This is a genomic window from Sphingobium sp. CR2-8 (assembly GCF_035818615.1).
GTDB lineage: Bacteria > Pseudomonadota > Alphaproteobacteria > Sphingomonadales > Sphingomonadaceae > Sphingobium.
The window spans coordinates 441,251-464,321 of the sequence record NZ_JAYKZY010000001.1 but is presented as its reverse complement, the minus strand read 5'-3'; the positions used below and the strand labels follow the sequence as shown (position 1 = coordinate 464,321).

Genomic DNA, 23,071 nt, shown 5'->3' with positions numbered 1-23,071 from the left:
CTGGCACAAGTCCTAAGGAGATGATGTCATGACCCAGCTCTCGCTCGATCCCAACCGGCTTTTCCCGGCAGACCCGGGCACCCGTGCCATCGCGCGCGGCCTGTATGACAGCGTCGCCGCGCTGCCGATCGTCAGCCCGCACGGTCACACCGACCCCGCCTGGTTCGCGACCGACACCGCCTGGGACAATGCGACCGCCCTGCTGCTCGCGCCCGACCATTATCTCTACCGCATGCTCTACAGCCAGGGCATCAGCCTGAAGGATCTGGGGGTGCCTGCCCATGGCGTGCCGGGCGATGCCGATCCGCGCGCGGCCTGGCGCATCTTCGCCAGCAACCAGCATCTGTTTCGCGGAACGCCTTCAAGGATGTGGCTGGACCATGTCTTTGCCGCGCTGTTCGGGTTCGACGTCATCCTGTCCGAAAAGACGGCCGACCATTATTATGACCGGATCGGCGAACTGCTCGCCACCCCCGCCTTCCGCCCGCGCGCGCTGTTCGACCGGTTCAATATCGAACTGATCGCCACGACCGAGGGCGCGCATGAGCGGCTGGACCATCATGCCGCGATCCGCGCGTCGGACTGGTCGGGCCAGGTGGTGACGGCCTATCGCCCGGACGCCGTGATCGATCCGGAGCATGAGGATTTTCATGCCAGCATGGCCGCCTTCGCCGAACTGACGGGCGAGGATGTGATGACGTGGCGCGGCTATCTGCGCGCCCATGCCAGGCGGCGGCAGGATTTCATCGCCATGGGCGCGACGTCAACCGACCATGGGCACCCAAGCGCGCGGACGGCGAACCTGTCCGACGCGGAATCGGCTGCCCTGTTCGACAAGATCATCGGCAAGGACTGGACTGCCGCCGACGCTGAACTGTTCCGCGCGCAGATACTGACCGAAATGGCGCGGCTCAGCCTGGAGGACGGGCTGGTCATGCAGATCCATCCCGGTGCCTGCCGCAACCATAATAGCTGGCTGCATCAGCATTATGGCCGCGACAAGGGCGCGGATATCCCGGGGCGCACCGATTATGTCGGGGGATTGAAGCCGCTGCTCGACCGGTTCGGCAATGAAGCCAGGCTGTCGATCATCCTCTTCACGCTGGATGAAACCACCTATTCGCGCGAACTCGCCCCACTGGCGGGCCATTATCCCTGTTTGAAGCTGGGTCCGGCCTGGTGGTTCCACGACAGCCCCGAAGGCATGATGCGGTTCCGCGAGATGACGACGGAGACGGCGGGCTTCTATAATACGGTAGGGTTCAACGACGACACCCGCGCCTTCCTGTCGATCCCGGCCCGGCATGATGTCGCGCGGCGGGTGGATTGCGCGTTCCTGGCGCGGCTGGTCGCCGAAGGGCGGCTGCGCGATTGGGAAGCGCAGGAACTGGCGGAGGACCTGACCTATAATCTGGTGCGCAAGGCCTATCGCCTGCCCGATGCGCCGGTGCGGTCGCTCGCCAGCGCAGCCTGATCCCACCAAGGCGTTTGTCAGGGCGCACCCGCTGGCATAAAGCAGCCGCGTCCCGCCATCGTCCAGAAAGCCGTCATGCCCCAAACCGGACCCAGCCATGGCGGCAACGAGCCGACGATCGTCGATGTGGCCGCCATGGCGGGCGTGTCGATCCGCACGGTGTCGCGGGTGCTCAACCAGTCGCCCAAGGTGAACAGGGAGACGCGGGCCCGTATCCAGGTCGCGATCGACGCGCTGAATTTCCGGCCCAGCCTGCGCGCCCGCGCCCTGGCGAAGGGCCGCTCCTTCCTGATCGGCCTGGTGCATAATGATCGCAACGCGCTGGTACTGGACAGCGTGCAGCGCGGTGTCGGGCGGGAAGCGACGCGGCGCGGCTATGAGGTGATCTGCCATAGCGTGCCGGTCGGCGATCCCGGCGCGGCGGACGATGTGCTGGGCTTTGCCCGGCGCGCGCGCGTCGACGGGCTGGTGGTGATGCCGCCGGTGTCGGACATGGTCGGCCTGCCCGATGCGTTGAAGGGCGATCATGTTCCGGCGGTCGCGATTTCGGCCGTGCCGATACGGGGCTATGGGGCGGTGCTGCTGTCGCGGGAACGACAGGCGGCGGGCGATGTGGCGCGGCACCTGATCGGGCTGGGGCATAGGCGGATCGCGATGATCACCGGGCCGCAGGACATGATATCGGCGATCGAGCGCCGCGCCGGTTTCGTGGAGGCGCTGGCAGAGGTTGGGGCCGCACCGGCGGCGGAGATGGAGGGCGACTACAGCCTGGCGGCGGGGGTGGCGGCGGCGAACAGCCTGCTCGCGGCGTCCCCCGCGCCCACCGCCATCTTTGCGGCCAACGACATCATGGCGGCGGGCGTCTTGAAGGTTGCGGCAGAGCGCGGGATCGCCGTGCCCGCTGCGCTGTCGGTGGTCGGCTTCGACGGCAGCATTGTGGCGGAAATGCTGACCCCCGCCCTCACCACCGTCGCCCGCCCCTTTGGCGCCATGGCGGAAATGGCGACGCGCCACCTGATCGACCTGATCGAGGGCGCGCCCCTGTCCGAGCTGACCAGCCCGATGCTGTCGATCGTCCCGGCGCAATCGACCGCTGCGCCGGGATGACATTACGGCATCAGCGATAGCGGCCCATCGTCACCTTGATCCAGACGGGCTGGTCGATGATGTTGAGGCCGTAATCGGTCTGATCTCCGTTCCAGATGCGATCCATGACCCACGCGCCCTTGTCGAAATGGCCTTCTTCCACCTTGACGATCATGCCGCCCGGCGCGCTGCCGTCCTTCGCGGCGAAGTTCAGGCGGACATGGTCGCCGGTGAACAGAAACTCGTTGGCCGACAGTTGCGCCACCACCGTGCCGCCGGTCGGCTCGGTCGCCCAGGCGGGCAGGTCCGCCTTGGGGAACCATTCGCGCTGGCCGAACTGCCATTGGCCGAAGCTGGCGGTGATCGTCCAGTCGCCCATGGTGGTGCTGACGGGCGCGCCATCGTCGGGCTTGGCCGCGCCCCAGACGGGATGGTCGAACGCGAGTCTGGCCCAGGGCGCGGATGCGATCACGCGATATTTGGTGGCGAAGGCGTCCAGCGTGGCGTCGTCGAAGCGCTTGGCCCCCAGCGGATAGTTATAATAGCCGGTATCGTCCATGCCGAACGGCGCGAAGCCGATCGCCCCGCGCCCCAGCGTCGCCCAGAAATAGCGCGCATATTCGGCCGCATTGCCGATTTCGGGCACCATCAGCGCATTGTCCGGCCGGGTGTAGAGATCGAGATGCTTGAACACGTTGCGGCTCGCCCGGTCGTAGATGTCGGGCGCGGCGAAATCGATCGAAGGGGCCGCCGCCTTCCAGATGTCGATGACGTCGCCCTGCGGCCCGCCGCTCGACAGCGCCATCGGATCAGGCTTGGCGAAGGGATCGCCCAGCGATGCGTTCACATACATGGGCAGCGGCTTGATCGCCTTGCCCGCCGCCGCCAGCGCATCGATGTAACGGGCGGTATGCCATGTGTTGAAGGCGCGGTCGGCCTGATCGCCGAAGACGGCCGCCCAGTTGCCGCCGGGCTTCTTCAACGCCTTCGTCAGCGCCCCCGGCACCGGCCCGTCGAACAGCTTCTGCGCCGTCGCGCCGTAATCGCGCGGGTTCTTGTAGCTGCCGACCTCATTTTCCGGCTGCACCAGAATGACCGTATTCTGCGCGTCATTGTCGCGGATATAGGTCATGAGCTGGAGGAAGGCGCGCTTGTCGGCGGCCAGCGTCGCCGCGCCGTGAGGCGACAGGACGCCATGATCCTGGCCGTCCTTCGTCTTCATCCGTGGAAAGCGACGATTGTCGAGCTTCACCCAGTCGGGCGTGTAAGCCAGACCGGTATTCTTCCACGCGCCGAACCAGAGCAGGACGATGCGCTTGTCATGCTTGCGCGCTTCATCGAGCAATGTCTGGACGAAGGAGAAGTCATATTGGCCTTCCTTCGGCTCCAGCTGTTCCCAGGCGATCGGCGCTTCCACCGTGTTCGCGCCGATCCGGTCGAGCGTCGCCCACACCTTTTCCAGCGGAGCGGGATAATTGCTGCTGTTGTTGACCTGTCCGCCCAGGACCAGAAACGGCGCGCCGTCCACGATCAGGGCGTGGCGGCCCGCCTTGCTCTGGATATGGGGCACGTCGCCCTGCGCCAGGGCGGGGGTGGCGAGCACAAGCGTCGCGGCGATCAGGGTCCGGGTCAGGATCATGACAAGGCCTTTCAGGGCTGTTCGTCGAGGGAGAAGATGGGGACGGCCTGCGTCCATTTGGCGTCCGGATGGCCCCAAGGGAGCGGGCGCTGGACGGCGTCCATCTGCGTTTCCCATGCCTGCACCGCCGGATCGGCGGCGTCGGCCGCCGCCTTGGCCGCGGCATCGAAACCGGGGCCGGTTTCCATCACCATGACCAGGCGATGGCCGCTGCGGTAGATGTCCATCGCGGTCACGTCCGCCGCGCGGATGCTGGCGCCGATCGCGGGTGGCAATGCGCCCGACGCATGCCACGTCTCATATTGCGCGATGGCCTGTGCATCGTCGACCAGATCGATCAGAAGAACATGGCGCATCAGTTCACCCAGCCGCCGTCGATCACATGCACCGCGCCGGTGGTGAAGGCAGCGTCATCGCTGGCGAGATAGAGGACGAGGCCGGCGATCTCCTCCGCCCGACCCAGGCGGCCCATGGGCTGGCGCGCGATGAAGGCGGCCTGCGCGGCGGCATAGTCGCCGGTGTCGTGGAGCCGCTGTTGCAGCGAGGGCGTATCGATCGTGCCGGGGCAGATGCAGTTGCACCGCACCCCCTGCCCCACGAAATCGGCCGCCACTGCCTTGGTCAGGCCGATGACGCCCGCCTTGCTAGCGCCATAGGCGAAGCGGTTGGGGATGCCCTTCACCGAACTGGCGATGGAGGACATGTTGACGATCGATCCGGCGCCTTTGTCCAACATGCCAGGCAGGAAGGCGCGGATCGTGTGATACATGGCGGTCATGTTGAGCGAGAGGGCGAAGTCCCAATCCTCCTGGCTACATTCCAGGATATTGCCCGCATGGACGACGCCCGCGATGTTGGCGAGGATGTCGATCGGACCGACCTCCGCCGCCAATGCGCGCACCGCCGCGTCGTCGGTCGCGTCGAGCGCGCGCCATTCGCAACCGTCCAGCCCTTCGAGCGCCTGCGCGTCGCGATCGGTCGCGATGACGCGCGCGCCTTCCGCCACGAAGCGCTGCGCCGTAGCGCGGCCGATGCCCGCCGCCGCCGCCGTGATCAGCGCGACCTTGCCGTCCAGACGCCCGCTCATGCGCGTGCCCTCGTCGGCAGACATTCGGGGCCGATGGGATCGAAAGCCTTGTAGGTCAAAATAAACTCCTGATGGCCCAATTGTTCGGAGATGCTTCGTGCCCCCGACGCGACGGCCAGCACCATGTCGTAGATTTCCGTGCCGACCTGCTCCAGCGTCGCTTCGCCTTCCAGGATGCGCCCGGCATTGACGTCCATGTCGGCGGCCAGGCGGCGGCCGGTGTCGGGATTGGCGCAGATCTTGATGACCGGGGAAATGGCCGATCCGACCACCGATCCGCGCCCGGTGGTAAAGAGCGTGAGATGTGCGCCGCAGGCGATCAGTTCCACGATCTCCGCATTGTCGGATATGTTGGGAAAGCCAAAGCGCGGCTCGCCATCGGGCACCACGTCGAGCAGATAGAGGCCGCCCGTCGGCGGCACGTCACCCGGCTTCAATATGCCATCGATGGTGGAGGAACCGGACTTGCTATAGGCCCCCATCGACTTTTCCTCCTGCGTCGTCAGGCCCCCTTCGGCATTGCCCGGCGCGAAGCTGCCGAAGCCCATGATGGTGTAATAGCGTTCGGCCTTCTGCACGCATCGCTCGATCGCGACCGCCAGTTCAGGGGTGCGGGCGCGTGTCGCCATGATCGTTTCGCAGCCGACCAGTTCACCCGTCTCCTCGAAGATGCAGGCCGCCCCGTCCGCCACCAGCCGGTCGAAGGCGCGACCGACCGCCGGGTTGGCGGTGATGCCGCTGGTCCCGTCCGATCCGCCGCAGATGGTGCCGACGATCAGTTCCTCGACGCCCATCGCAACGCGGGGCGTATCAGCGATGGCGGCGCGCACCCGCTCCACCGCGTCCCGCCCCGCCGCGATCGTCGCCGCCGTGCCGCCCGTTTCCTGGATCACCAATAGTTCCGCCGGTCGCCCGCTCGCCCGCGCCATCGCCAGCAGCCGTTCGCGGTTGAAGCTTTCGCAGCCCAACGACACGATCACCAGCCCGCCGACATTGGGGTGCGTGGCGATCGCTTCCATCACCTTGGCCGCATAGGCGTTGGGATAGCAGCCGGGAAAGCCGATCAGCTGGACATCGGGATCGTCCGCCTTGTCCACGATCCGGCGCGCGACATGATGCGCGCATTCCACCAGATAGGCGACGGCGACGACGTTGCGGATGCCCTTGCGCCCATCCTGCCGGAGCCATGCCTGGATCATGGGTGCGGCTCCAGCGCGTCGCGGGTGTGGCTGCTGATATAATCGCTTTTCATATTGTGCATATGGACCCAATCGCCGGTCGCGACGTCGCCGGTCATCGACCCGATCGGCGCACCATATTTGATGACCTTGTCCCCGGCGTGCAGCGCGATGCGGGCGACCTTGTGGCCGATCGCGATACCTTCGCGCGCGGGAATGGTGCCGCCTGACGCGGGCAATATGTCGCCCGCCTCGATCGGGCGGACGCAGATCATGACATTGTCGTCGGGATGCAGCAGGATCAGCCGGGCGTCATCCTGCAACATGGCCGCACCTTTCTGGATATCGGGCAGCGCCGCGTCGAGCGCGGGCCAGAGCGGATCGGGCATCGGCGCGGCCAGCCGGGTGATTGTGTCGGCCACCTGGTCCACGCCGACCAGACCGGGGATCACGGCAACGACAGCGGGGTGGCGCAGCGGAAATTGCAGCGCGGCGGCGGGCAGCGATACACCGAAATCGGTGCAGGTCCGGCGCAGCCGCTGCGCCTTGGCGACGATGTCGTCGCTGGGGGTCGCGTAATCGAAATGCAGCGGGCCATCATCGTCGCGCGCCAATATGCCGCTATTATAGGGGCCGCCGACTATCACGCGCACGCCCAGTGCGGCGCAGCGATCGAGCAGGCGCTGCGCGCGCCGGTCCAGCAGCGTATAGCGCCCGGCAATCAGGATCATGTCCAGTTCGACATGGTCGAGCAGTTCGTCGCAGATCGCGACTTCGTTCACGCCGACGCCGATCGCACCGACAGCGCCAGTGTCGCGCAGGTCGCGCATCGCCCGGTATCCGCCGTCGAGGAAGGCGCGCAGATGGGCGGGATGCGCGTCGCCATGGGTCGCGCGGCCCAGATCATGGGCGAGCAGCAGGTCGATCCGGTCGCGGCCCAGGCGCGCGCGGCTGCCGTCGACAGATCGCATGATGGCGTCATGGCTATAATCGAAGACCGGCTCGAACGGGTCGGCATCGACGAAACCGTGCCGTTCGCCCCGTGCATCGGTCGGCACCAGCAACCGGCCGACCTTGGTCGACAGGATAGCCTGGCCGTCCACATCCCGATCCGCCAGCATCGCGCCCAGCCGCCGCTCGGCCAGGCCGAAGCCATAATGGGGGGCGGTGTCGTAATAGCGGATGCCCGCGTCCCAGGCGGCGTTCAGCGTCGCGCGCGCCTCCCTATCGTCCACCATGCGGTAGAGGTTGCCGATGGGCGCGGTGCCCATGCCAAGCCGGGGGATCATGCCACCGCCTCCCGCTGCGCCGCCGCGCGGGCGTACAGCGCGACGACGATAAAGCAGAACGCAGGCACCAGCATCGCCGCGCGGATCGTGCCGACCAGGTCGGACAGCAATCCCATCGCCATCGTCAGGATCGCCCCGCCGATGATGGCCATGACGATCATCGACGCCCCCGCCTTGGTCAGCGGCCCCAGATCGCGCAGCGACAGCGCGAAGATGGTGGGATACATGATCGACATGAAGAAGCTGGTCGCAACCAGCGCCGCCAGACCGGCGACGCCGCCTGCAACGGCGACCAGCGACAGCGCGATATTGAAGCCCGCGAACAAAGCCATCAGCCGTGCCCCGTCGAACCGCGCCAGCAGCGCCGCACCGGCGAAGCGGCCGATCATGAACAGCGCGAGCGACAGGGTGAGCAGCCACGCCGCATTCTGCGCGCCGATGCCGGGCACCGCATGTTGCGCATAGCGGATCAGATAGCTCCATATGCCGACCTGCGCACCGACATAGAAAAATTGCGCCACGACCCCCGCCACATAACGTGGCCGTCGTAGCAATGCGCCATAGCCAGCCAGCGCGGCGCCCTGGCCCCGTTCGGCTTGCGTCGCCATGGGCGGGAAGCGGGTGAAGGCCAGCGCCGCCGCCCAGGCGAGCACGACGATCGCGATACCCAGATAAGGCAGCAGCACCGCCGCCGCGCCTGCCGCGCCCCGTTCGGGGGCGTCGGACAGGATCAGGGTCGCGCCCAGCGCCACGCCGGTGATCGATCCGAGCGGGTTGAACGCCTGCGCCAGATTGAGCCGCTGCGCCGACCTGTCCGCCGGTCCCATGACCGCGACCATCGGATTGGCCGCCGTCTCCAGAAAGGCGAGACCACTGGCGATCACGAACAGGGCGAAGAGGAAGAAGCCGTAGCTCAGCTGGATCGAGGCAGGCAGGAAGAGCAATGCGCCGCCGCCGAACAGCAACAGGCCCATGATGACCGTCGCCTTGTAACCCAGCCGCTCGGCCGCCAGCGCGGCGGGAATGGCGAAGCAGAAATAGCCGAGGTAGAAGGCCGACTGGACCAGCCCCGACTGGAAATCGGACAGCGAAAAGACGTGCCGGAAATGCGCGATCAGGACGTCGTTCAGATTGTTGGCGACCCCCCACAGGAAGAACAGGCCGATGGTCAGCGTCATCGCCATCGCACTGCCGCGTTCGCCGCCTGTCTGCGGCGCTACACACTGTATCGGCATCAGCCCATCCTCTCTTTTTCGTAAAAGGGCAGACCGGCCCGCAACGGGTCCGGCCTGCTCAGGAGGGGACGCTATAAACGCCCGCATGGCGTATCAATAGGTGATGCGGGCGGTCAGGCTGATGCGGCGGTCGTTGACGACCACGTCGCGCGGACGGGTGTCGATGCCGAAATAGGTGGAACGGCGCGTGTTGGTCAGGTTCACGCCATCGACCGCCAGGGCGAATTGCGGCGTGACATTATAGCTGACCGACGCGTCGAGCTGACCGAAGGGTTTGTTGAAGATCGGCAGATTGCCGGTCCCGTTACCCGCCGTCGTCACGACATATTTGCTGCGCCAGTTATAAGCGACACGCGCCGACAGACCGCCCCGTTCGTAGATGCCGACAAGATTGTAATTATATTTGGATAGCAGTTCCAGCGGAACGTTCGTCACCGGCCCCGTCGTCGCGGGCGAAGGCGCCTCTGAATCCACATAGGTGAAGTTCGCCTGCATGCCGAGGCCACTCAGCGGGCCTGGCAGGAAGTCGAAGAACTGCTGATAGGCGACTTCGAAGCCCTTCACCTTGCCCTTGGCGACATTGTTGAAGGACGTGACCTCATACCTATAGGTGTTGCCATTGTCGAAGGTGACGTCGCGCGGCGTGACGGCCGTCTGGATGTAATTTTTGATATTCTTGTAGAAACCGGCTGCCGTCAGCGATCCGGTGCGCGAGAAATACCATTCCAGCGAAACGTCGAAATTGTCCGACTTCATGGGCTTCAGGAAAGGATTGCCGCCGCTCGTGGTGAGGGTCTGGTTTTGCTGCGCGGTTCCCGGTTCGTTGATAGTGAGGCTTGGGTTCAACTGGCCGAAGCTGGGCCGCGAAATATTCTTGGCGGCTGCAAATCGCAGTTGCAGGTCATCTGCCAGATGAACGCGCAGGTTCAGGCTGGGCAGAACCGACGTGTAGCTCTGTGAGGTAGCGATGGGATTGAACACTGTCGGACCACTGGTTTCGATGCCACCTGGATTTACCACGATCGTGGTTTGCTGGTAGAAGCCCGACACGTCGAGATCGGTACGGACCACGCGCACGCCGATATTGCCGTCCACCGGATCGGCCTTGAAGAAGGCGGTGGCATAGCCGGTATAGGTCTTCTGACGCTGCGCGTTGGTGCCGCTCCGGACATAGGGCGGCGGGCTGGCGATGCCCAGCGTATCGAGCGTCGTGTCATAACTGCGGATGATGCCGCGATTGAAGGCGATGATGTTGCCGAACAGGTCGGCATCGCCACGGAAGAAGTCGCTCAGGTCGACATTTTCCAGCTGGCTGGGGATGCTGGCAAGGCCGGTATAGCGATAGCCGGTGTCGATCGTGCGGTTCTTGCGATCGGCGAAGCGGACACCCGCCTTGATCGAGGACAATATGCCCGCATCGAAGCGATATTCGGCGTCCAGACGCGCCGTCTTGTTCGACGCCTTGGTTTCGTTGAGATTGTCCAGGTAGAAGGCGCTGTTATAGGTCGACACGTTGGTCAGGCCCGTCGCCGAACCGATATTCACGACCGGCACCGATCCCGAAATGTCCTGATACAGCGTGTCGGCCGTACCATTGAGGCCGAAGATCGAGCGCAAATTCTTGGTCGACGCGTCGATATATTGACCATCGGCGGTGACGGTCAGGTTGCCGGTCGGCTTCCATTTCAGGTTCAGCGAATAGTCGGTGGTCTTCGACCGGCGCGTTTCGGCGCTGGTGTTGTTGCCGATCGGCAGGTTGATGAAGGTGCCGCTTTCGAAATCGCCATTGTCGGCATAGGTGAAGGGCGCGCCGGGCTGGGGCTGGATCGCACTGTTCGACGTATAGGCGAAGAAGCTATAGTCGTCGTAGCGGAACTTATAGTCCGAGCGGAAGACTTCGGCGGTCAGCTCCAGCGTGTCGCTGGGCCGCCACTGGACCGACACGTCGGTGCCCAGGCGGCGACGATCGCCATAGACTTCGCCGATGCCGGTGCCGTGCGGCAGCGTGGTCGTGCGGCCGGTGCGGCCGAGCGTCGCCAGCACGGCGGCATCACCGGGGACGCTGGGGTTGAGCGTGTAGAACGGCTCGGTCGAGATGGTGTCCTGACGGAAGGCGGTCTTCTGGAAGGAAACGCTCGCCAGGATGCCGATTTCGCCGATGCCCGTTTCCCAGCGGTTGCTGAGCATGAGCGAGGCGGACGGCTTGTAGCGATCGACCAGATCGAAATGGCTTTGCGTGACCGATGCAGCCGCCTTGAAGCCATCGAAATCGAACGCCTTGCGGGTGCGGAAATTGATCGTGCCCGACAGCTGATCCTCGATCAGGTCGGCCGACGGATTTTTATAGACGTCAATGCCGGCCAGCAGTTCTGACGGAATATCCTCCAGATTGAGCTGGTTGGCGCCGCTGGCGGTGAAGATGTCGCGGCCGTTGAGTTCGGTGCGGACCTGCGTCAGGCCGCGAATGGCGATCGAGCTGCCTTCGCCATAGCGGCGCTGGATCTGGATGCCCGAAATACGCTGCAACGCTTCGGCGATGTTGCGGTCGGGCAGCTTTCCGATGTCTTCGGCGACGATGGAATCGACGATGACGTCGCTGTTGCGCTTGATCGCCTGCGCGCTGGAAAGGCTGGCGCGGACGCCGGTGACGACGATGTCGCCTTCTTCCGACGCGGCGGCCTGCGGCGAGGCACTATCCTGAGTCTGGGCCTGCGCATGGGCGGCGCCGCCGAGCGTGATGCTGGCGATCGAAATGCCTGCGAGCAACGCGGCGCGGCGCGGCGAAATAAAGTTCGTCATGAAACCCTTCCTCTCCCTGGCCCCTGATCGGAGCGCTAATCGATTCGCGCCCCGATTTTCGCGGACGCTCGTTCTCTTCCAATGTCCCGCCACTCTTTGGGAGCGGTAACAAGACGCGCCTCCATTACGCCCAGATTTACAATTATGAAATATAAAAATTGATTTCATATTTGGATATTGTGTAGAAGGGTTGCATCGGCGCAACATGGTCCACCAAATGGTAACGCGACCATATCCGGAGGCGGACACATGACCGGCAAGACGCGCTATCAAGCGCCGGCATTGACTAAAGGCCTGGAAATACTGGAGCTTCTGGCGGCGGCCAGCGACCCTCTCATCATGTCGGACATTTCGGCGGCGCTGGGGCGATCGGTCAGCGAAATCTTCCGCATGCTTCAGGTGCTGGAGGAGCATGGCTATATCGCGCGGGCGGAAGAAGGCTATCGCCTGACCAACCGCCTCTTCGCCTTGGGCATGAGCCAGCCGCCGATCCGCGACCTGGCGTCCACCGCCCTGCCGGTGATGCAGGATCTGGCGCGCAAGGCCGGGCAGAGCTGTCACCTGGCCGTCGCATCGGGCGCGGAAATGGTCGTCATCATCGCGATCGAGGCGCCTGGCCTGTCGGGCTTTGCCGTGCGCGTGGGCTATCGCCGGCCGCTGCATCGGTCCAATTCGGGGCGCATCCTGCTGGCGTTCCAGCCGCCCGAAGCGCGCGCGGCGATGCTGGCGGATATTCGCGCCACCGGCGACACGTGGGACGAAGCCGCCCTCATGAAGGGACTGGACGACGCCGTCGCCGCGGGCGGAGCGTTTTCGCCCAGCCCGATGCTGACCGGCATCACCGACCTGTCCGCGCCCATCCTGGCAGGCGGCGTCGCGCGCGCCGCGCTCACCATGCCCTTCGTCGACGGGGCCGCGAACCGGGCGACGATGGCGGCATGCAGCCAATTGGTCCGCGAAGCGGCGCGGGCGATCGGCAGCGCCATGTCTCCGACCATGGTGACGCCCGTCAACGATCTGGTGGATGAGCGATGAACGGCATCGATCGGCGCGCCGCGCTGCTGGCGGCGGCAGCTATGGCCGCCCTGCCCCCTCTGGCGCAGGCGCAGACCGCGCCGGGCGACGAGATCATCGATCTGTGGCCCGGCACGCCGCCCGGTGGCACCGGCGCGAAGATCGTCCGCAAGATCGCCGACCAATCCAAAGACCCCGCAACACCCGATCGCTGGGTGACGGGCATGGAGCGCCCGATACTGGTCGTGCGCCGGCCCGCCCGGCCCAATGGCGCGGGGATGTTGGTGCTGCCTGGCGGCGGTTATGGATTCCTGTCCTATGACAATGAGGGGACAAGCCAGGCCGCCTGGCTGAACGCGCGCGGCATCACCGCCTTCATCCTGCTCTACCGCCTGCCCGGTGAAGGCTGGGCGCGGCGGGAAGATGTGCCGTTGCAGGATGCGCAGCGGGCGATGCGCCTGATCCGCGCCAAAGCTGTCCAACTCGGTGTCGCACAGAATTGGATCGGCGTCCTGGGCTTCTCGGCCGGGGGCCATCTCGCCGGGTCGCTGGCGACGCGCCATGCGGAGACCGTCTATACCCCGGTCGATGCCGCCGATGCGCAGGATGCCCGGCCCGACATCGCTGCCCTGATCTATCCGGTCGTCAGCCTCGACGCGCCCTTCACCCATGGCGGTTCGCGCGACATGCTGTTGGGGAAGGATGCGCCCGTGGAGGCCCGGCGCGCCCGATCGGTGGAGCGTCGCGTCGACGGCGCGACCCCGCCCCTCCTCCTGGTCCATGCGACCGACGACGGCTTGGTGCCGCCGGCCAACAGCATCGCCCTGTTCAAGGCGATGGAGGCGGCGAAGCGGCCCGTCGCGCTGCATATCTTCGAAAATGGCGGCCATGGCTTCGGCGTACGGCTGCCCCCCACGATGCAGGCGTCGGCCTGGCCCGACCTGCTCACCCGCTTCGCCGCCGGACATGGGCTGATCGTGGCATGAAGACCCGCGCCACCCTGACGATGATGCCCCGGAAGATATGAGGAAGAGGATGCTGCGTCTGAACGCCCCCCTGGCCGCGATAGTCTGCGCCCTGGCGCTCATCGTCCCGGCCCTGGCCGAAACCAAGGTGCCCGGCGATCCCCATGCCGACGATCCGGTCGGCATCGTCGCCGATCCCTGCCCGCCCCATCCCAAGCCCGATGGGCAGGCGGCATGGCAGATGGAAAACCTCCACATGTTGACCCGCGATTTCGGCCAGATCTGCCGCTACGCCGCCGACAACCGGGCGATCGCAGGGCAGAAGGTTCGCGCCGTCTTCATGGGCGATTCCATCACGGACAACTGGATCAACCTCGACCCCGACATGTTCACCGGCGGCCTGGTCGATCGCGGCATCAGCGGCCAGACGACGGCGCAGATGCTGGTGCGGTTCCGCAGCGACGTCATCGCGCTGAAGCCGCAGGTGGTCCACATCATGGCGGGCACCAACGATATTGCGGGCAATACGGGCGCGGCGACGATGGAGACCGTGCTGGGCCACATCCAGACCATGGCGGAGCTGGCCCGCGCCCACGGGATCGCGGTCGTCATCGCCTCCGTGCCGCCCGCCGCCGCCTTCCCCTGGAGTCCCGGCATGAAGCCCGCGTCGCAGGTCGCGGCGATCAACCGGTGGCTGGCCGACTATGCCCGCGTGAACGGCTTCACCTATGTCGATTATCATGGCGCTATGGCGCAGGCGGACGGCGCGATGAAGCCCGGCCTGTCCACCGATGGCGTGCATCCGACTGCGGAGGGCTACGCTATCATGCGCCCGCTGGCGCGGCAGGCGATCGACAAGGCTTTGAGGGCAATCCAATGACCATGCTGGGACGCCGTTCCTTTCTGGCGGGCACCGCTGCTCTAGGCCTGGCCCGCGCCGCCCGTGCCGCCAGCCCCATGGGGGTCGCGAAAGGCCCTGTGCAGGCCAGCTGGTCTTCGCTGGTGTCCCATTACCGCTACCCCGACTGGTTCCGCGACGCAAAGCTCGGCCTCTGGTCGCATTGGGGTCCGCAATCGGTCCCGGCGCAGGGCGATTGGTATGGCCGCTTCCTATATATGCAAGGCCATCCGATGTACGAACATCACCTGAAAACCTACGGTCATCCGTCGGTTGCGGGGATGAAGGACATCCAGAATTTGTGGACCGGCGACCAGTGGGAGCCGGAGGCTCTGATCGCCCGCTACCAGAAGGCGGGGGCCAAATATTTCATGGCGCTGGCCTGCCATCACGACAATCTGGATTGCTACGACAGCCGCTATCATGCCTGGAACAGCCTGCGCGTCGGGCCGAAGAAGGATGTGGTCGGCATCTGGGAAAAGGCGGCGCGCGGCGCGGGCATGAAGTTCGGCGTGTCCAACCATGCCGCCCATGCCTGGCACTGGTATCAGCCGGCCTATGGCTATGATCCGGTGGGCGCGAGGAAGGGCGAGCGCTACGACGCCTATCGCCTGCGCAAGGCGGACGGCAAAGGACAATGGTGGGAGGGCCTGGACCCACAGGAACTATACACCGGCGGCCACGCCGTGCTGCCGGACGGCATCGACACGATCGAAGCGATGGACAAGTGGCATGACGCGAACAACGGCCAGTGGATCGAGACGGGGCCGAAGGACGACCCGGCCTATGTCACCCGCTGGCTGCTGCGCCAGACCGATCTGGTCGCCAAATATAAGCCCGACCTTGTCTATATGGACGATCATGAACTGCCCTTCGGCCCTGTCGGACTGGAGGCGGCGGCGGACTATTATAACCGCTCGATCGACTGGCACGGCCAGATCGACGTGGTGCTGACCGGCAAGAAGCTGCAACCCCATGCCCGGTTCGGCATGGTGGAGGATGTCGAGCGCGGCTTTACCGATCGATTGTGGGACGAGCCGTGGCAGACCGACACCTGCATCGGCGACTGGTTCTACAACGCAGCGCGGCTGCACGACAAAAGCTACAAGAGCGCCGAAGAGGTCATCCAGCGGCTGGCCGATGTCGTGTCGAAGAACGGCAACCTGCTGCTGTCGATCCCGCAGCCCGGCGATGGATCGATCGATAGCGAGACGGAAAAGGTGCTGGACGGCATGGCCGGATGGATGACCCATGGCGGCGAGGCGATCTTCGGATCGCGGCCCTGGCGCATCTATGGCGAAGGGCCGACGAAGCTGGTCGCGGGCATGCAGAATGAGGAGAAGGCCAAGCCCTTCACCGCGCAGGACATCCGTTTCACCACCAACAAGGGCGCGCTCTACGCGCTGTTCCTGGGTCGCGCGGCTGGACCTACGACTATCCGCGCACTGGCGCGGGGCCACCACGATGGCACAATCGAGCGGGTGACTCTGCTGGGCGGCGGTTCGCTTGCCTTCCGCCAGGATGGCGCGGGGCTGCATTTCGACATGCCGCACGGCAGCAATTTCGTCCCCGCCGTCCGCATCGACGGCCGGGGGCTGGTATGAAGCAAGAACAGGGACTGAATGACATGATCGCACGGCGCTTGAAAGCAAGATTTGCAGGAATCGCGGTCGGCGCCTCCTGCCTTGCGATGGCGATGCCCGCGCTGGCCGCACCGATGGCGCTGCTCGATCGCCATGGCAGCCGCGTCGCGATCGAGCCCTATGCGCCCAATATCGTGCGCGTGACGATCGCGCTCGATCCCGATCTGGCGTCGGCCGCGCCGGGCGAAGGGCCGAACGCGAAGGCCGACGCGACCGGCTGGACCCACCGCACCGACGCCAGCGGCGACATCTTCTCCTCCGCCGCGATCACCCTGACGGTCGACGCCAAGCCATGGCCGGGCGCGCCGACGCAGATGCAGCGTTATTTCGCGCCGTCGCTGCCGCCGGTCAGCCTGTCGGTGAGCGATGCGAACGGCACGTTGCTCACGAAGATGACGGGTTGGGAAATGGCCCCCGTCACGGTGAATGGCGAACAGACGTTCAAGGTCGGCGCCAGCTTCGATGCGCCCGCCGACGAACATTATTACGGCCTGGGCCAGAACCAGGAAGGCTATATGGATCTGCGCGGCAAGCAGATCGATTGTTCGCACAACTATGATGCGCCCGCCGGGGAGACGGTCTGCGTCCCCTTCATGGTCACGAACAAGGGCTATGGCATCGTCTGGGACAATCCAGCCCGCACGCTGATCCAGCCCGGCCTGCACAGCAGCACCCATTGGCAGAGCCAGGTGGGCGAGCGCGTGTCCTTCTTCGTCATCATCGGCAAGACCACCGACGAACTCTATGCCGGTTACGCCAAGCTGACCGGCGAAACGCCGCTGCCGCCCAAGGCGGGCTTTGGCCTCATCCAGAGCAAGGCGCGGTACGAGAGCCAGCAGGAACTGCTCGACATCGCCCATGGCTATCGCGAGCGCCATCTGCCGCTCGACGTGATGGTGCTGGACTGGTTCTACTGGACGCGCATGGGGCAACTCGACATCGACCGCAGCTATTTCCCCGATCCCAAGGGCATGAACGATACGCTGAAGTCGTTGGGCATGCGATCGATCATCAGCGTGTGGCCGCGGTTCGAACGGGAATCGCGCTATTTCGATATGCTGGCGACCAAAGGCTGGTTCCTGAAGGACAAGGACGGCAATCCCGTAGACGGCCTGCCCATGCGGTCCGATCGCGCGGGCGCGCTGATCGACAGCACCAATCCGGACGCGCGGACATGGTTCTGGGGCAAGCTGCGCGACAATATCGCGTCCCAGGGCTTCGACTGGTTCTGGCTGGACGAAACCGAGCCTGACCTCGTCCCGGACGGCTATTTCTATGCCAAGGGTTCGGGCGACCGCTATCACAATCTCTTCCCGCTGGTGCATACGACCGGCGTCGCCGAAGGGTCCGAGCGCGACCGTCCCGGCTTCCGCAACATGATCCTGGCGCGCGCCGCCTATTTGGGCGCGCAGCGCAATGGCGGACTGTTCTGGTCGTCGGACATCAAGTCGACCTGGGAAGCGCTCCAGCGCCAGATCCCTGCGGGCCTCAATTTCACCGCGTCGGGCATCGCCTATTGGGGCAGCGACATCGGCGGCTGGCAGTGGCCCAAGGGACCGAAGGCGGAAAACCCGATCCTTGTCGATCCCGCGGGCGCGACCGCGATGGGCGCGGATTATCCCGACTATCCCGAACTGTTCGTGCGCTGGTTCCAATATAGCGTCTTCACCCCCACGCTGCGCATCCATGGCCAGCGGCCCGGCACCTCGCTGTGGGAATATGGCAAGGCGGCCGAACCGATCCTGGCCGACTGGCTGCGCCTGCGGTACACATTGATGCCCTATATCTATGCGCTGGGCCGTCACACCTATGACAGCGGCGCGCCGTTCATGCGCGGTCTGTTCATGGACTTCCAAAACGATCCCAATGTCGCGAATATCGGTGACCAATATATGTTCGGCCCCGCCTTCCTGGTCGCGCCGGTGACGGTGCAGGGCCAGACCAAGCGCCCGGTCTATCTGCCTGCGGGCACCGCCTGGTATGACTATTGGACCAACCAGAAGTTCGAGGGCGGCCAGACGATCGAGGTCGACACCCCGATCAACCGCATCCCCCTGTTCGTGAAGGCCGGGTCGATCGTGCCGATGGGCGTGCAGGTAAAAAGCACGGCGGAGAAACAGGCGCTGGAAAGCATCCGCGTCTATCCCGGCGCGGACGCCCGCTTCACCCTCTACGACGATGACGGCACCACCAATGCCTATCGCAAGGGCGGCATGAAGGCGGAGCTGGTCTGGAACGACGCCGCCAAATCGCTGACGAGCAAGACGAAGCTGCCCACCGGCCAGGCGATCGCCGGGCTGGTGCAGGTCGTCGGTCAATAAGGGAGCATAAGCAAATGACCGGTATCAACCGCCGCGAACTGGGCATGGGATTGGGCGCGGCCGCATGGGGCGCGACGATCGCGGGCAGCAACGCCGCCGTCGCCCAGCCTGCCAGGACTGCGTCTGCCGCAGCCGCCGCGCCGCAGGGCGATCTAGCCTTCCCATCCGACTTCCTGTGGGGCTGCGCCACGGCCGCCTATCAGATCGAAGGCGGCGTCAAGGCGGATGGGCGCGGCCAGACCAATTGGGACGTCTTTTCCCACACGCCGGGCAAGGTCGCTAATGGCGATACCGGCGACGTCGCCTGTGACAGCTACAACCGCTATCAGGACGATATCGCGCTGCTCAAGGCGCTGGGCGTCAAGGCCTATCGCTTCTCGATCGCCTGGTCGCGCATCTTCCCTGATGGCCGGGGCAAGCCCAACCAGAAGGGCGTCGATTATTATAATCGTCTGGTCGACGGTCTGCTGGCGGCGGGCATCACGCCGCATGCGACGCTGTTCCACTGGGATCTGCCCGCTGCGCTGCCGGGCGGCTGGCAGAATCGCGACACCGCCTATGCCTTTGCCGACTATGCCGGTTACATGGCGGGGCGGCTGAGCGACCGCGTGCAGCATTTCATGACGGTCAACGAGCTGCGCTGCTTCACGGACCTGAGCTACATGGCCGGCGGCAAGGCCCCAGGGCTGAAGCTGCCGATGGGGCAGGTCAACCAGATCCGCCACCATGGCGTGCTGGCCCATGGTCTGGGGGTGCAGGCGGTGCGCGCCCATGCCAAGCCGGGCACGCTGGTGGGGCTGGCCGACAATCCCAACATCTATGTCCCCGCGATCGAGACGCCCGACCATATCGAGGCGGTGAAGAAGGCGGTGCGCGAAGAGAACGCCATGTTCCTCACCGCGATTCTGGAAGGCCGCTATATCGACAGCTATCTGACCGCGCAGGGCAAGGACGCGCCCCAGGTCAAGGAGGGCGACTTCAAGGCGATCGGCAGCACGCTCGATTTCCTGTCGGTCAATGTCTATACCGGCAACACGGTCCGCGCGGATGAAAGCGCGCCTTCGGGCTACAAGATCCTGCCCCATCCGGGACAGGCTCCGCGCATGCCTTCCCCTGGCTCTATGTCACGCCGGAGGTCATCTATTGGGGCATGCGGGCGATCAGCGAGAACTGGAACCCCAAGGCGATTTATATCTCCGAAAACGGCTGTTCGGCGGACGACACGGTGGCGGCGGACGGCAAGGTCTATGACACCGACCGCGTCATGTATCTGCGCAATTACCTGACGCATCTGCAACGGGCGACGCGGGAGGGGCTGCCGGTAAAGGGCTATTTCGTCTGGAGCCTGATGGATAATTTCGAGTGGGAGGATGGCTATACCAAGCTGTTCGGCATCCACCATGTCGACTTCAAGAACCAGAAACGCACGCCCAAGCTCTCCGCCCACTGGTATCGCGAACTGGTCCGGACCAACAGGCTGGTGTGACGAACAAGGGGCCGTACTTTTGTTGCCCATAGTTTGTCATTGCCAGCGAAGCTTGATCCGAACCTAGGGCTTCGCGTTCCCCGGCGCAGGCCGGGGAACCTTCTATGATCTATCGAAACAGATTCAGCGTTTCGCGCTGATCACCAGCTGCGTTTCGCCCAGGCCCTGGGCCTTGGCGCGCAGGATGATGCGGCCGGGGCGATCCGCCTTCACGATCGCCAGCGCCAGCCCGTTGAACGCCGCACGGCGCTTCGATGGAAAGGCGGTCAGGTCGGTCGGGTCGCCATTGTCGGTGGCGACGATCTGTCCCGGTCCCTCGATCGTGAAGTCGATTGTCTGCTTGGCGGCGGGGACGACGTTGCCGTCCTTGTCCAGCACCTTCAACGTCACGAAGCTGAGGTCGCGGCCATCGTCCGCGATCGATGCGCGGTCGGCGGTCAGCGACAGCTTGGCCGCTTCGCCCACGGTGCGGATGGTTTCGGTCGCCCAGGGCTGCCCCCGTTTCCAGGTCACGACCTTCACCTCGCCCGGTTCGTAGGTGACATAATCCCAGCGGAAGCGATATTCATAGTCGCGCTTCTTGATCTTGCCCTGCGATTTGCCGTTGACGAACAGTTCCGCTTCGTCCGCTGATGAAAAGACGTGGACCGGCGTTATCTGATCCACCCGGTCCGGCCAGGTCCAGTGCGGCAGGATGTGCGCGAATTTGAGGTCCGGCCGCCAGCGCGCCTGATAGAGCCAGAAGCGATCCTTGGGGAAACCGGCCAGATCGACGATGCCCGAATAGCTGCTGCGCGACGTATAATAGGGGGTGGGTTCACCCAGATAGTCGAAGCCCGTCCACACGAACTCCCCCGCCACATAGGGGTTCTGGTCGTCGGCCGCCCAGACGCGGTCGGGCGACGAGCCGAAATCGGCAGCGTGCAGTTCATAGGCCGACACCTGATGCGTGTCGGGATTGCCGCCCGACCAGGGGCGCACCGGCCCGCTGGTCGCGCCCGCGACCGGGAACATATATTCGCCCCGGCTGGAGAGCGCGGAGGCGCTTTCGGTGGAGAGGATCAGCTTGTCGGGGAATTTCGCGCGGAACGCGGGATATTGGCCGACGATGCCGCGAATCCCCGCCCCCTGATAGTTGAGGCTGATGACGTCCACGGTCGTGGGCAGCAGCATGTCCGCCTTGGCAAAGTTCATCGCGCTGGTCGCCGGGCGGGTGGGGTCTTCCTCATGCGCGATGGCGACCAGTTCGCGGCCGATCTTCGCGCCCGCTTCGCCATCATATTGTTCGCCCACCTCATTGCCGATGCTCCACATGATGATGGAGGGGTGGTTGCGGTCGCGGCGCAGCATGGCGCGGGCGTCCGCCTCATGCCAATCGGGAAAGATCAGGTGGAAGTCGTGCGGGGTCTTCTTCTTTTCCCAACTGTCGAATATTTCGTCCATGACGAGAAAGCCCATCTGGTCGGTCAGTTCGAGCAGTTCGGGCGCGGGGGGATTGTGGCTCATGCGCACGGCGTTGCTGCCCATGTCGCGCATGATTTCAAGCTGTCGCTGGGCCGCGCGACGGTTGAAGGCTGCGCCGATCGCGCCCAGGTCATGATGGTTGTTGACGCCGCGCAGCGGGATATGCTCGCCATTGACGAACACGCCCTTGTCGGGATCGAAGCGGATGTCGCGCACGCCGAAGCGGGTTTCATGGGTGTCGATGACCTTACCGCCCTGTGTCACTGTGGAGACGGCGACATAGCGGTTGGGCTGTTGCGTGGGCGGCGGTCCCCACAGGCGGGGATTGGTGAGGATCGTGCTGCCGTTCAGCACCGCCTTCGCTCCGGGCGCGATGCTGGTGGACTGGCGCGGAAAGCTGGCGACGGGGCGGCCTGTGCGCTTGCCGTTGGCGTCGAGCGCGTAGAGGGCGGTCGCCACCTCGACCTGAGCCGTCCTGTCGCCGTCATTGTCCAGCGTCAGGCTGAGATCGACGGTCGCCTGCGCCTTGCTCACCTGCGGCGTGCGGACGGTCCCGCCCCACTGGCCGACATGCACCTTGTTCGCGGTGGTGAGATAGATGTCGCGATAGAGGCCTCCGCCCGGATACCAGCGCGCCGACGCCGCCGGATTGTCGAGCCGGATCGCCAGCTGGTTCCTGCCCCCCGGCACCGCATAGGGGGTGAGGTCGAGGCGGAAGCTGTTATAGCCATAGGGCCAGCCGCCCACCAGTTTCCCATTGAGCCAGACCGTGGCGTAGGACATGGCCCCTTCGACATCGAGGAAGATCGATTTGCCCTTGTCGCGTGCGGGAATATCCAGCGTCTTACGATACCAGCCTATGCCCCAGCTGGGCAGGCGCCCCATGCCGCCATAGGGACCATCCTTGATGAAGGGCCCGGCGATCGCCCAGTCGTGCGGCAGGTCGACATGGGTCCAGCCGCTGTCGTCGAAGCCCGCCTGCACATAAGGCACGTCACCACCCGGATTGCCCGCCGGACGGACATGATGCTTGGCCGGATCCTTGATGAAGGGATTGGCGCTGGGGAGAATCCAGGGCTTCAAGACATGCGCGCCGCCATCGTCCACCTGCACCGCCGCATCGGGGCGGGCATCGGCCAGCTTGCCGTCGCCGCTATCGTCGATCGGGGGACGGACATCATAGCGCAGGTCGGTGGTGAGGCCCGCCGGATCGCCCTTGATGAAGCGCCAGTCGCGGCTGATCGATACGCTGTCGGCGGCGATCGCGGGCGACCCGATGGTCGCTGCCGCAATCGCGGAAAGACAAGTCATGGCAACAGCCCGTCCGCACTTTAATCGCAAATGCGACACCGAAATGGACAGTTGTACCAATTTTTCTCTCCCGTCTGTCCGCAATTTGGTAGCGTTATCATTACTCTGAGCGATAGCGGCGGATTTGGCAAGGCGTACGGTGGCGTCCAAACCAACTTTGCGACTGCCCCCTGGCAGGCTAG

The 23,071-nt window shown here is 65.0% G+C and carries 14 protein-coding genes and 2 pseudogenes; 8 read left to right on the top strand and 8 right to left on the bottom strand.

The features are described from left to right. Positions 1 to 28 precede the first annotated feature (28 nt). Positions 29 to 1,474, top strand: a complete 1,446-nt coding sequence (uxaC, locus tag U5A82_RS02040; RefSeq protein WP_326288251.1) for a glucuronate isomerase — start codon at positions 29 to 31, stop codon at positions 1,472 to 1,474. A gap of 75 nt (positions 1,475 to 1,549) precedes the next feature. Continuing rightward, positions 1,550 to 2,581 (top strand): LacI family DNA-binding transcriptional regulator, encoded by a 1,032-nt coding sequence (locus U5A82_RS02035; RefSeq protein ID WP_326288250.1) that lies wholly within the window; start codon positions 1,550 to 1,552, stop codon positions 2,579 to 2,581. 10 nt (positions 2,582 to 2,591) lie between these two features. Here U5A82_RS02035 and U5A82_RS02030 read toward each other — a convergent pair whose 3' ends face one another. From U5A82_RS02030 to U5A82_RS02000, 7 genes and pseudogenes are all read right to left on the bottom strand, one after another. Then, complete coding sequence (locus U5A82_RS02030; protein WP_326288248.1) at positions 2,592 to 4,199, bottom strand: DUF5597 domain-containing protein; 1,608 nt, start codon at positions 4,197 to 4,199, stop codon at positions 2,592 to 2,594. Between the two features lie 11 nt (positions 4,200 to 4,210). Next, on the bottom strand, positions 4,211 to 4,555 hold the full coding sequence (locus U5A82_RS02025; protein ID WP_326288247.1) for an L-rhamnose mutarotase: 345 nt from the start codon (positions 4,553 to 4,555) through the stop codon (positions 4,211 to 4,213). After that, positions 4,555 to 5,310, bottom strand: coding sequence for an SDR family oxidoreductase (locus tag U5A82_RS02020; RefSeq protein WP_326288246.1), 756 nt, complete (start codon positions 5,308 to 5,310; stop codon positions 4,555 to 4,557). The genes U5A82_RS02025 and U5A82_RS02020 overlap by 1 nt, the downstream gene beginning before the upstream one ends. After that, positions 5,283 to 6,485: a UxaA family hydrolase gene (locus U5A82_RS02015; RefSeq protein WP_326288245.1), complete on the bottom strand. Its 1,203-nt coding sequence runs from the start codon at positions 6,483 to 6,485 to the stop codon at positions 5,283 to 5,285. The genes U5A82_RS02020 and U5A82_RS02015 overlap by 28 nt, the downstream gene beginning before the upstream one ends. 332 nt (positions 6,486 to 6,817) lie before the next feature. Next, positions 6,818 to 7,753 (bottom strand): annotated as a pseudogene (locus tag U5A82_RS02010) (aldo/keto reductase); the annotation flags it as partial. Continuing rightward, a complete protein-coding gene (gene fucP, locus U5A82_RS02005) occupies positions 7,750 to 8,988 on the bottom strand; it encodes an L-fucose:H+ symporter permease (RefSeq protein WP_326288241.1) in 1,239 nt (412 codons plus the stop codon). The pseudogene U5A82_RS02010 and the gene fucP, both read right to left, overlap by 4 nt. A gap of 93 nt (positions 8,989 to 9,081) precedes the next feature. Continuing rightward, on the bottom strand, positions 9,082 to 11,787 hold the full coding sequence (locus tag U5A82_RS02000) for a TonB-dependent receptor (protein WP_326288239.1): 2,706 nt from the start codon (positions 11,785 to 11,787) through the stop codon (positions 9,082 to 9,084). Positions 11,788 to 12,036: 249 nt separating this feature from the next. On the opposite strand from U5A82_RS02000, the gene U5A82_RS01995 reads away from it, so the two are divergent. The 6 genes and pseudogenes from U5A82_RS01995 to U5A82_RS01970 all read left to right on the top strand — a co-directional run bounded on the left by U5A82_RS01995 (position 12,037) and on the right by U5A82_RS01970 (position 20,114). Beyond that, positions 12,037 to 12,822, top strand: coding sequence for an IclR family transcriptional regulator (locus U5A82_RS01995; RefSeq protein WP_326288237.1), 786 nt, complete (start codon positions 12,037 to 12,039; stop codon positions 12,820 to 12,822). Further along, positions 12,819 to 13,787, top strand: coding sequence for an alpha/beta hydrolase (locus U5A82_RS01990; protein ID WP_326288235.1), 969 nt, complete (start codon positions 12,819 to 12,821; stop codon positions 13,785 to 13,787). The genes U5A82_RS01995 and U5A82_RS01990 overlap by 4 nt, the downstream gene beginning before the upstream one ends. A 49-nt stretch (positions 13,788 to 13,836) precedes the next feature. Then, on the top strand, positions 13,837 to 14,646 hold the full coding sequence (locus U5A82_RS01985) for an SGNH/GDSL hydrolase family protein (protein ID WP_326288233.1): 810 nt from the start codon (positions 13,837 to 13,839) through the stop codon (positions 14,644 to 14,646). After that, positions 14,643 to 16,268 (top strand): alpha-L-fucosidase, encoded by a 1,626-nt coding sequence (locus U5A82_RS01980; protein WP_326288232.1) that lies wholly within the window; start codon positions 14,643 to 14,645, stop codon positions 16,266 to 16,268. Before U5A82_RS01985 ends, U5A82_RS01980 begins: the two co-directional genes overlap by 4 nt. A gap of 23 nt (positions 16,269 to 16,291) precedes the next feature. Beyond that, the gene (locus U5A82_RS01975) at positions 16,292 to 18,628 is read left to right on the top strand and encodes a glycoside hydrolase family 31 protein (RefSeq protein ID WP_326288231.1); all 2,337 of its coding nucleotides are present in this window, start codon (positions 16,292 to 16,294) and stop codon (positions 18,626 to 18,628) included. A 14-nt stretch (positions 18,629 to 18,642) separates the two neighbouring features. Continuing rightward, a pseudogene (locus U5A82_RS01970) lies at positions 18,643 to 20,114 on the top strand (GH1 family beta-glucosidase). Positions 20,115 to 20,237: 123 nt separating this feature from the next. Here the strand turns inward: U5A82_RS01970 and galB are convergent. Further along, positions 20,238 to 22,889, bottom strand: coding sequence for a beta-galactosidase GalB (gene galB, locus U5A82_RS01965; RefSeq protein ID WP_326288229.1), 2,652 nt, complete (start codon positions 22,887 to 22,889; stop codon positions 20,238 to 20,240). Positions 22,890 to 23,071: the final 182 nt, after the last annotated feature.

What these genes read in the sequence shown, in the direction of transcription:
- uxaC (WP_326288251.1), top strand. Translation starts at nt 29, where the DNA reads ATGACCCAGCTCTCGCTCGATCCCAACCGGCTTTTCCCGGCAGACCCG.
- U5A82_RS02030 (WP_326288248.1), bottom strand. Translation starts at nt 4,199, where the DNA reads ATGATCCTGACCCGGACCCTGATCGCCGCGACGCTTGTGCTCGCCACC.
- U5A82_RS02025 (WP_326288247.1), bottom strand. Translation starts at nt 4,555, where the DNA reads ATGCGCCATGTTCTTCTGATCGATCTGGTCGACGATGCACAGGCCATC.
- U5A82_RS01990 (WP_326288235.1), top strand. Translation starts at nt 12,819, where the DNA reads ATGAACGGCATCGATCGGCGCGCCGCGCTGCTGGCGGCGGCAGCTATG.
- U5A82_RS02020 (WP_326288246.1), bottom strand. Translation starts at nt 5,310, where the DNA reads ATGTCTGCCGACGAGGGCACGCGCATGAGCGGGCGTCTGGACGGCAAG.
- U5A82_RS02035 (WP_326288250.1), top strand. Translation starts at nt 1,550, where the DNA reads ATGCCCCAAACCGGACCCAGCCATGGCGGCAACGAGCCGACGATCGTC.
- U5A82_RS01985 (WP_326288233.1), top strand. Translation starts at nt 13,837, where the DNA reads ATGCTGCGTCTGAACGCCCCCCTGGCCGCGATAGTCTGCGCCCTGGCG.
- U5A82_RS02015 (WP_326288245.1), bottom strand. Translation starts at nt 6,485, where the DNA reads ATGATCCAGGCATGGCTCCGGCAGGATGGGCGCAAGGGCATCCGCAAC.
- fucP (WP_326288241.1), bottom strand. Translation starts at nt 8,988, where the DNA reads ATGCCGATACAGTGTGTAGCGCCGCAGACAGGCGGCGAACGCGGCAGT.
- U5A82_RS01995 (WP_326288237.1), top strand. Translation starts at nt 12,037, where the DNA reads ATGACCGGCAAGACGCGCTATCAAGCGCCGGCATTGACTAAAGGCCTG.
- U5A82_RS02000 (WP_326288239.1), bottom strand. Translation starts at nt 11,787, where the DNA reads ATGACGAACTTTATTTCGCCGCGCCGCGCCGCGTTGCTCGCAGGCATT.
- U5A82_RS01975 (WP_326288231.1), top strand. Translation starts at nt 16,292, where the DNA reads ATGATCGCACGGCGCTTGAAAGCAAGATTTGCAGGAATCGCGGTCGGC.
- galB (WP_326288229.1), bottom strand. Translation starts at nt 22,889, where the DNA reads ATGACTTGTCTTTCCGCGATTGCGGCAGCGACCATCGGGTCGCCCGCG.
- U5A82_RS01980 (WP_326288232.1), top strand. Translation starts at nt 14,643, where the DNA reads ATGACCATGCTGGGACGCCGTTCCTTTCTGGCGGGCACCGCTGCTCTA.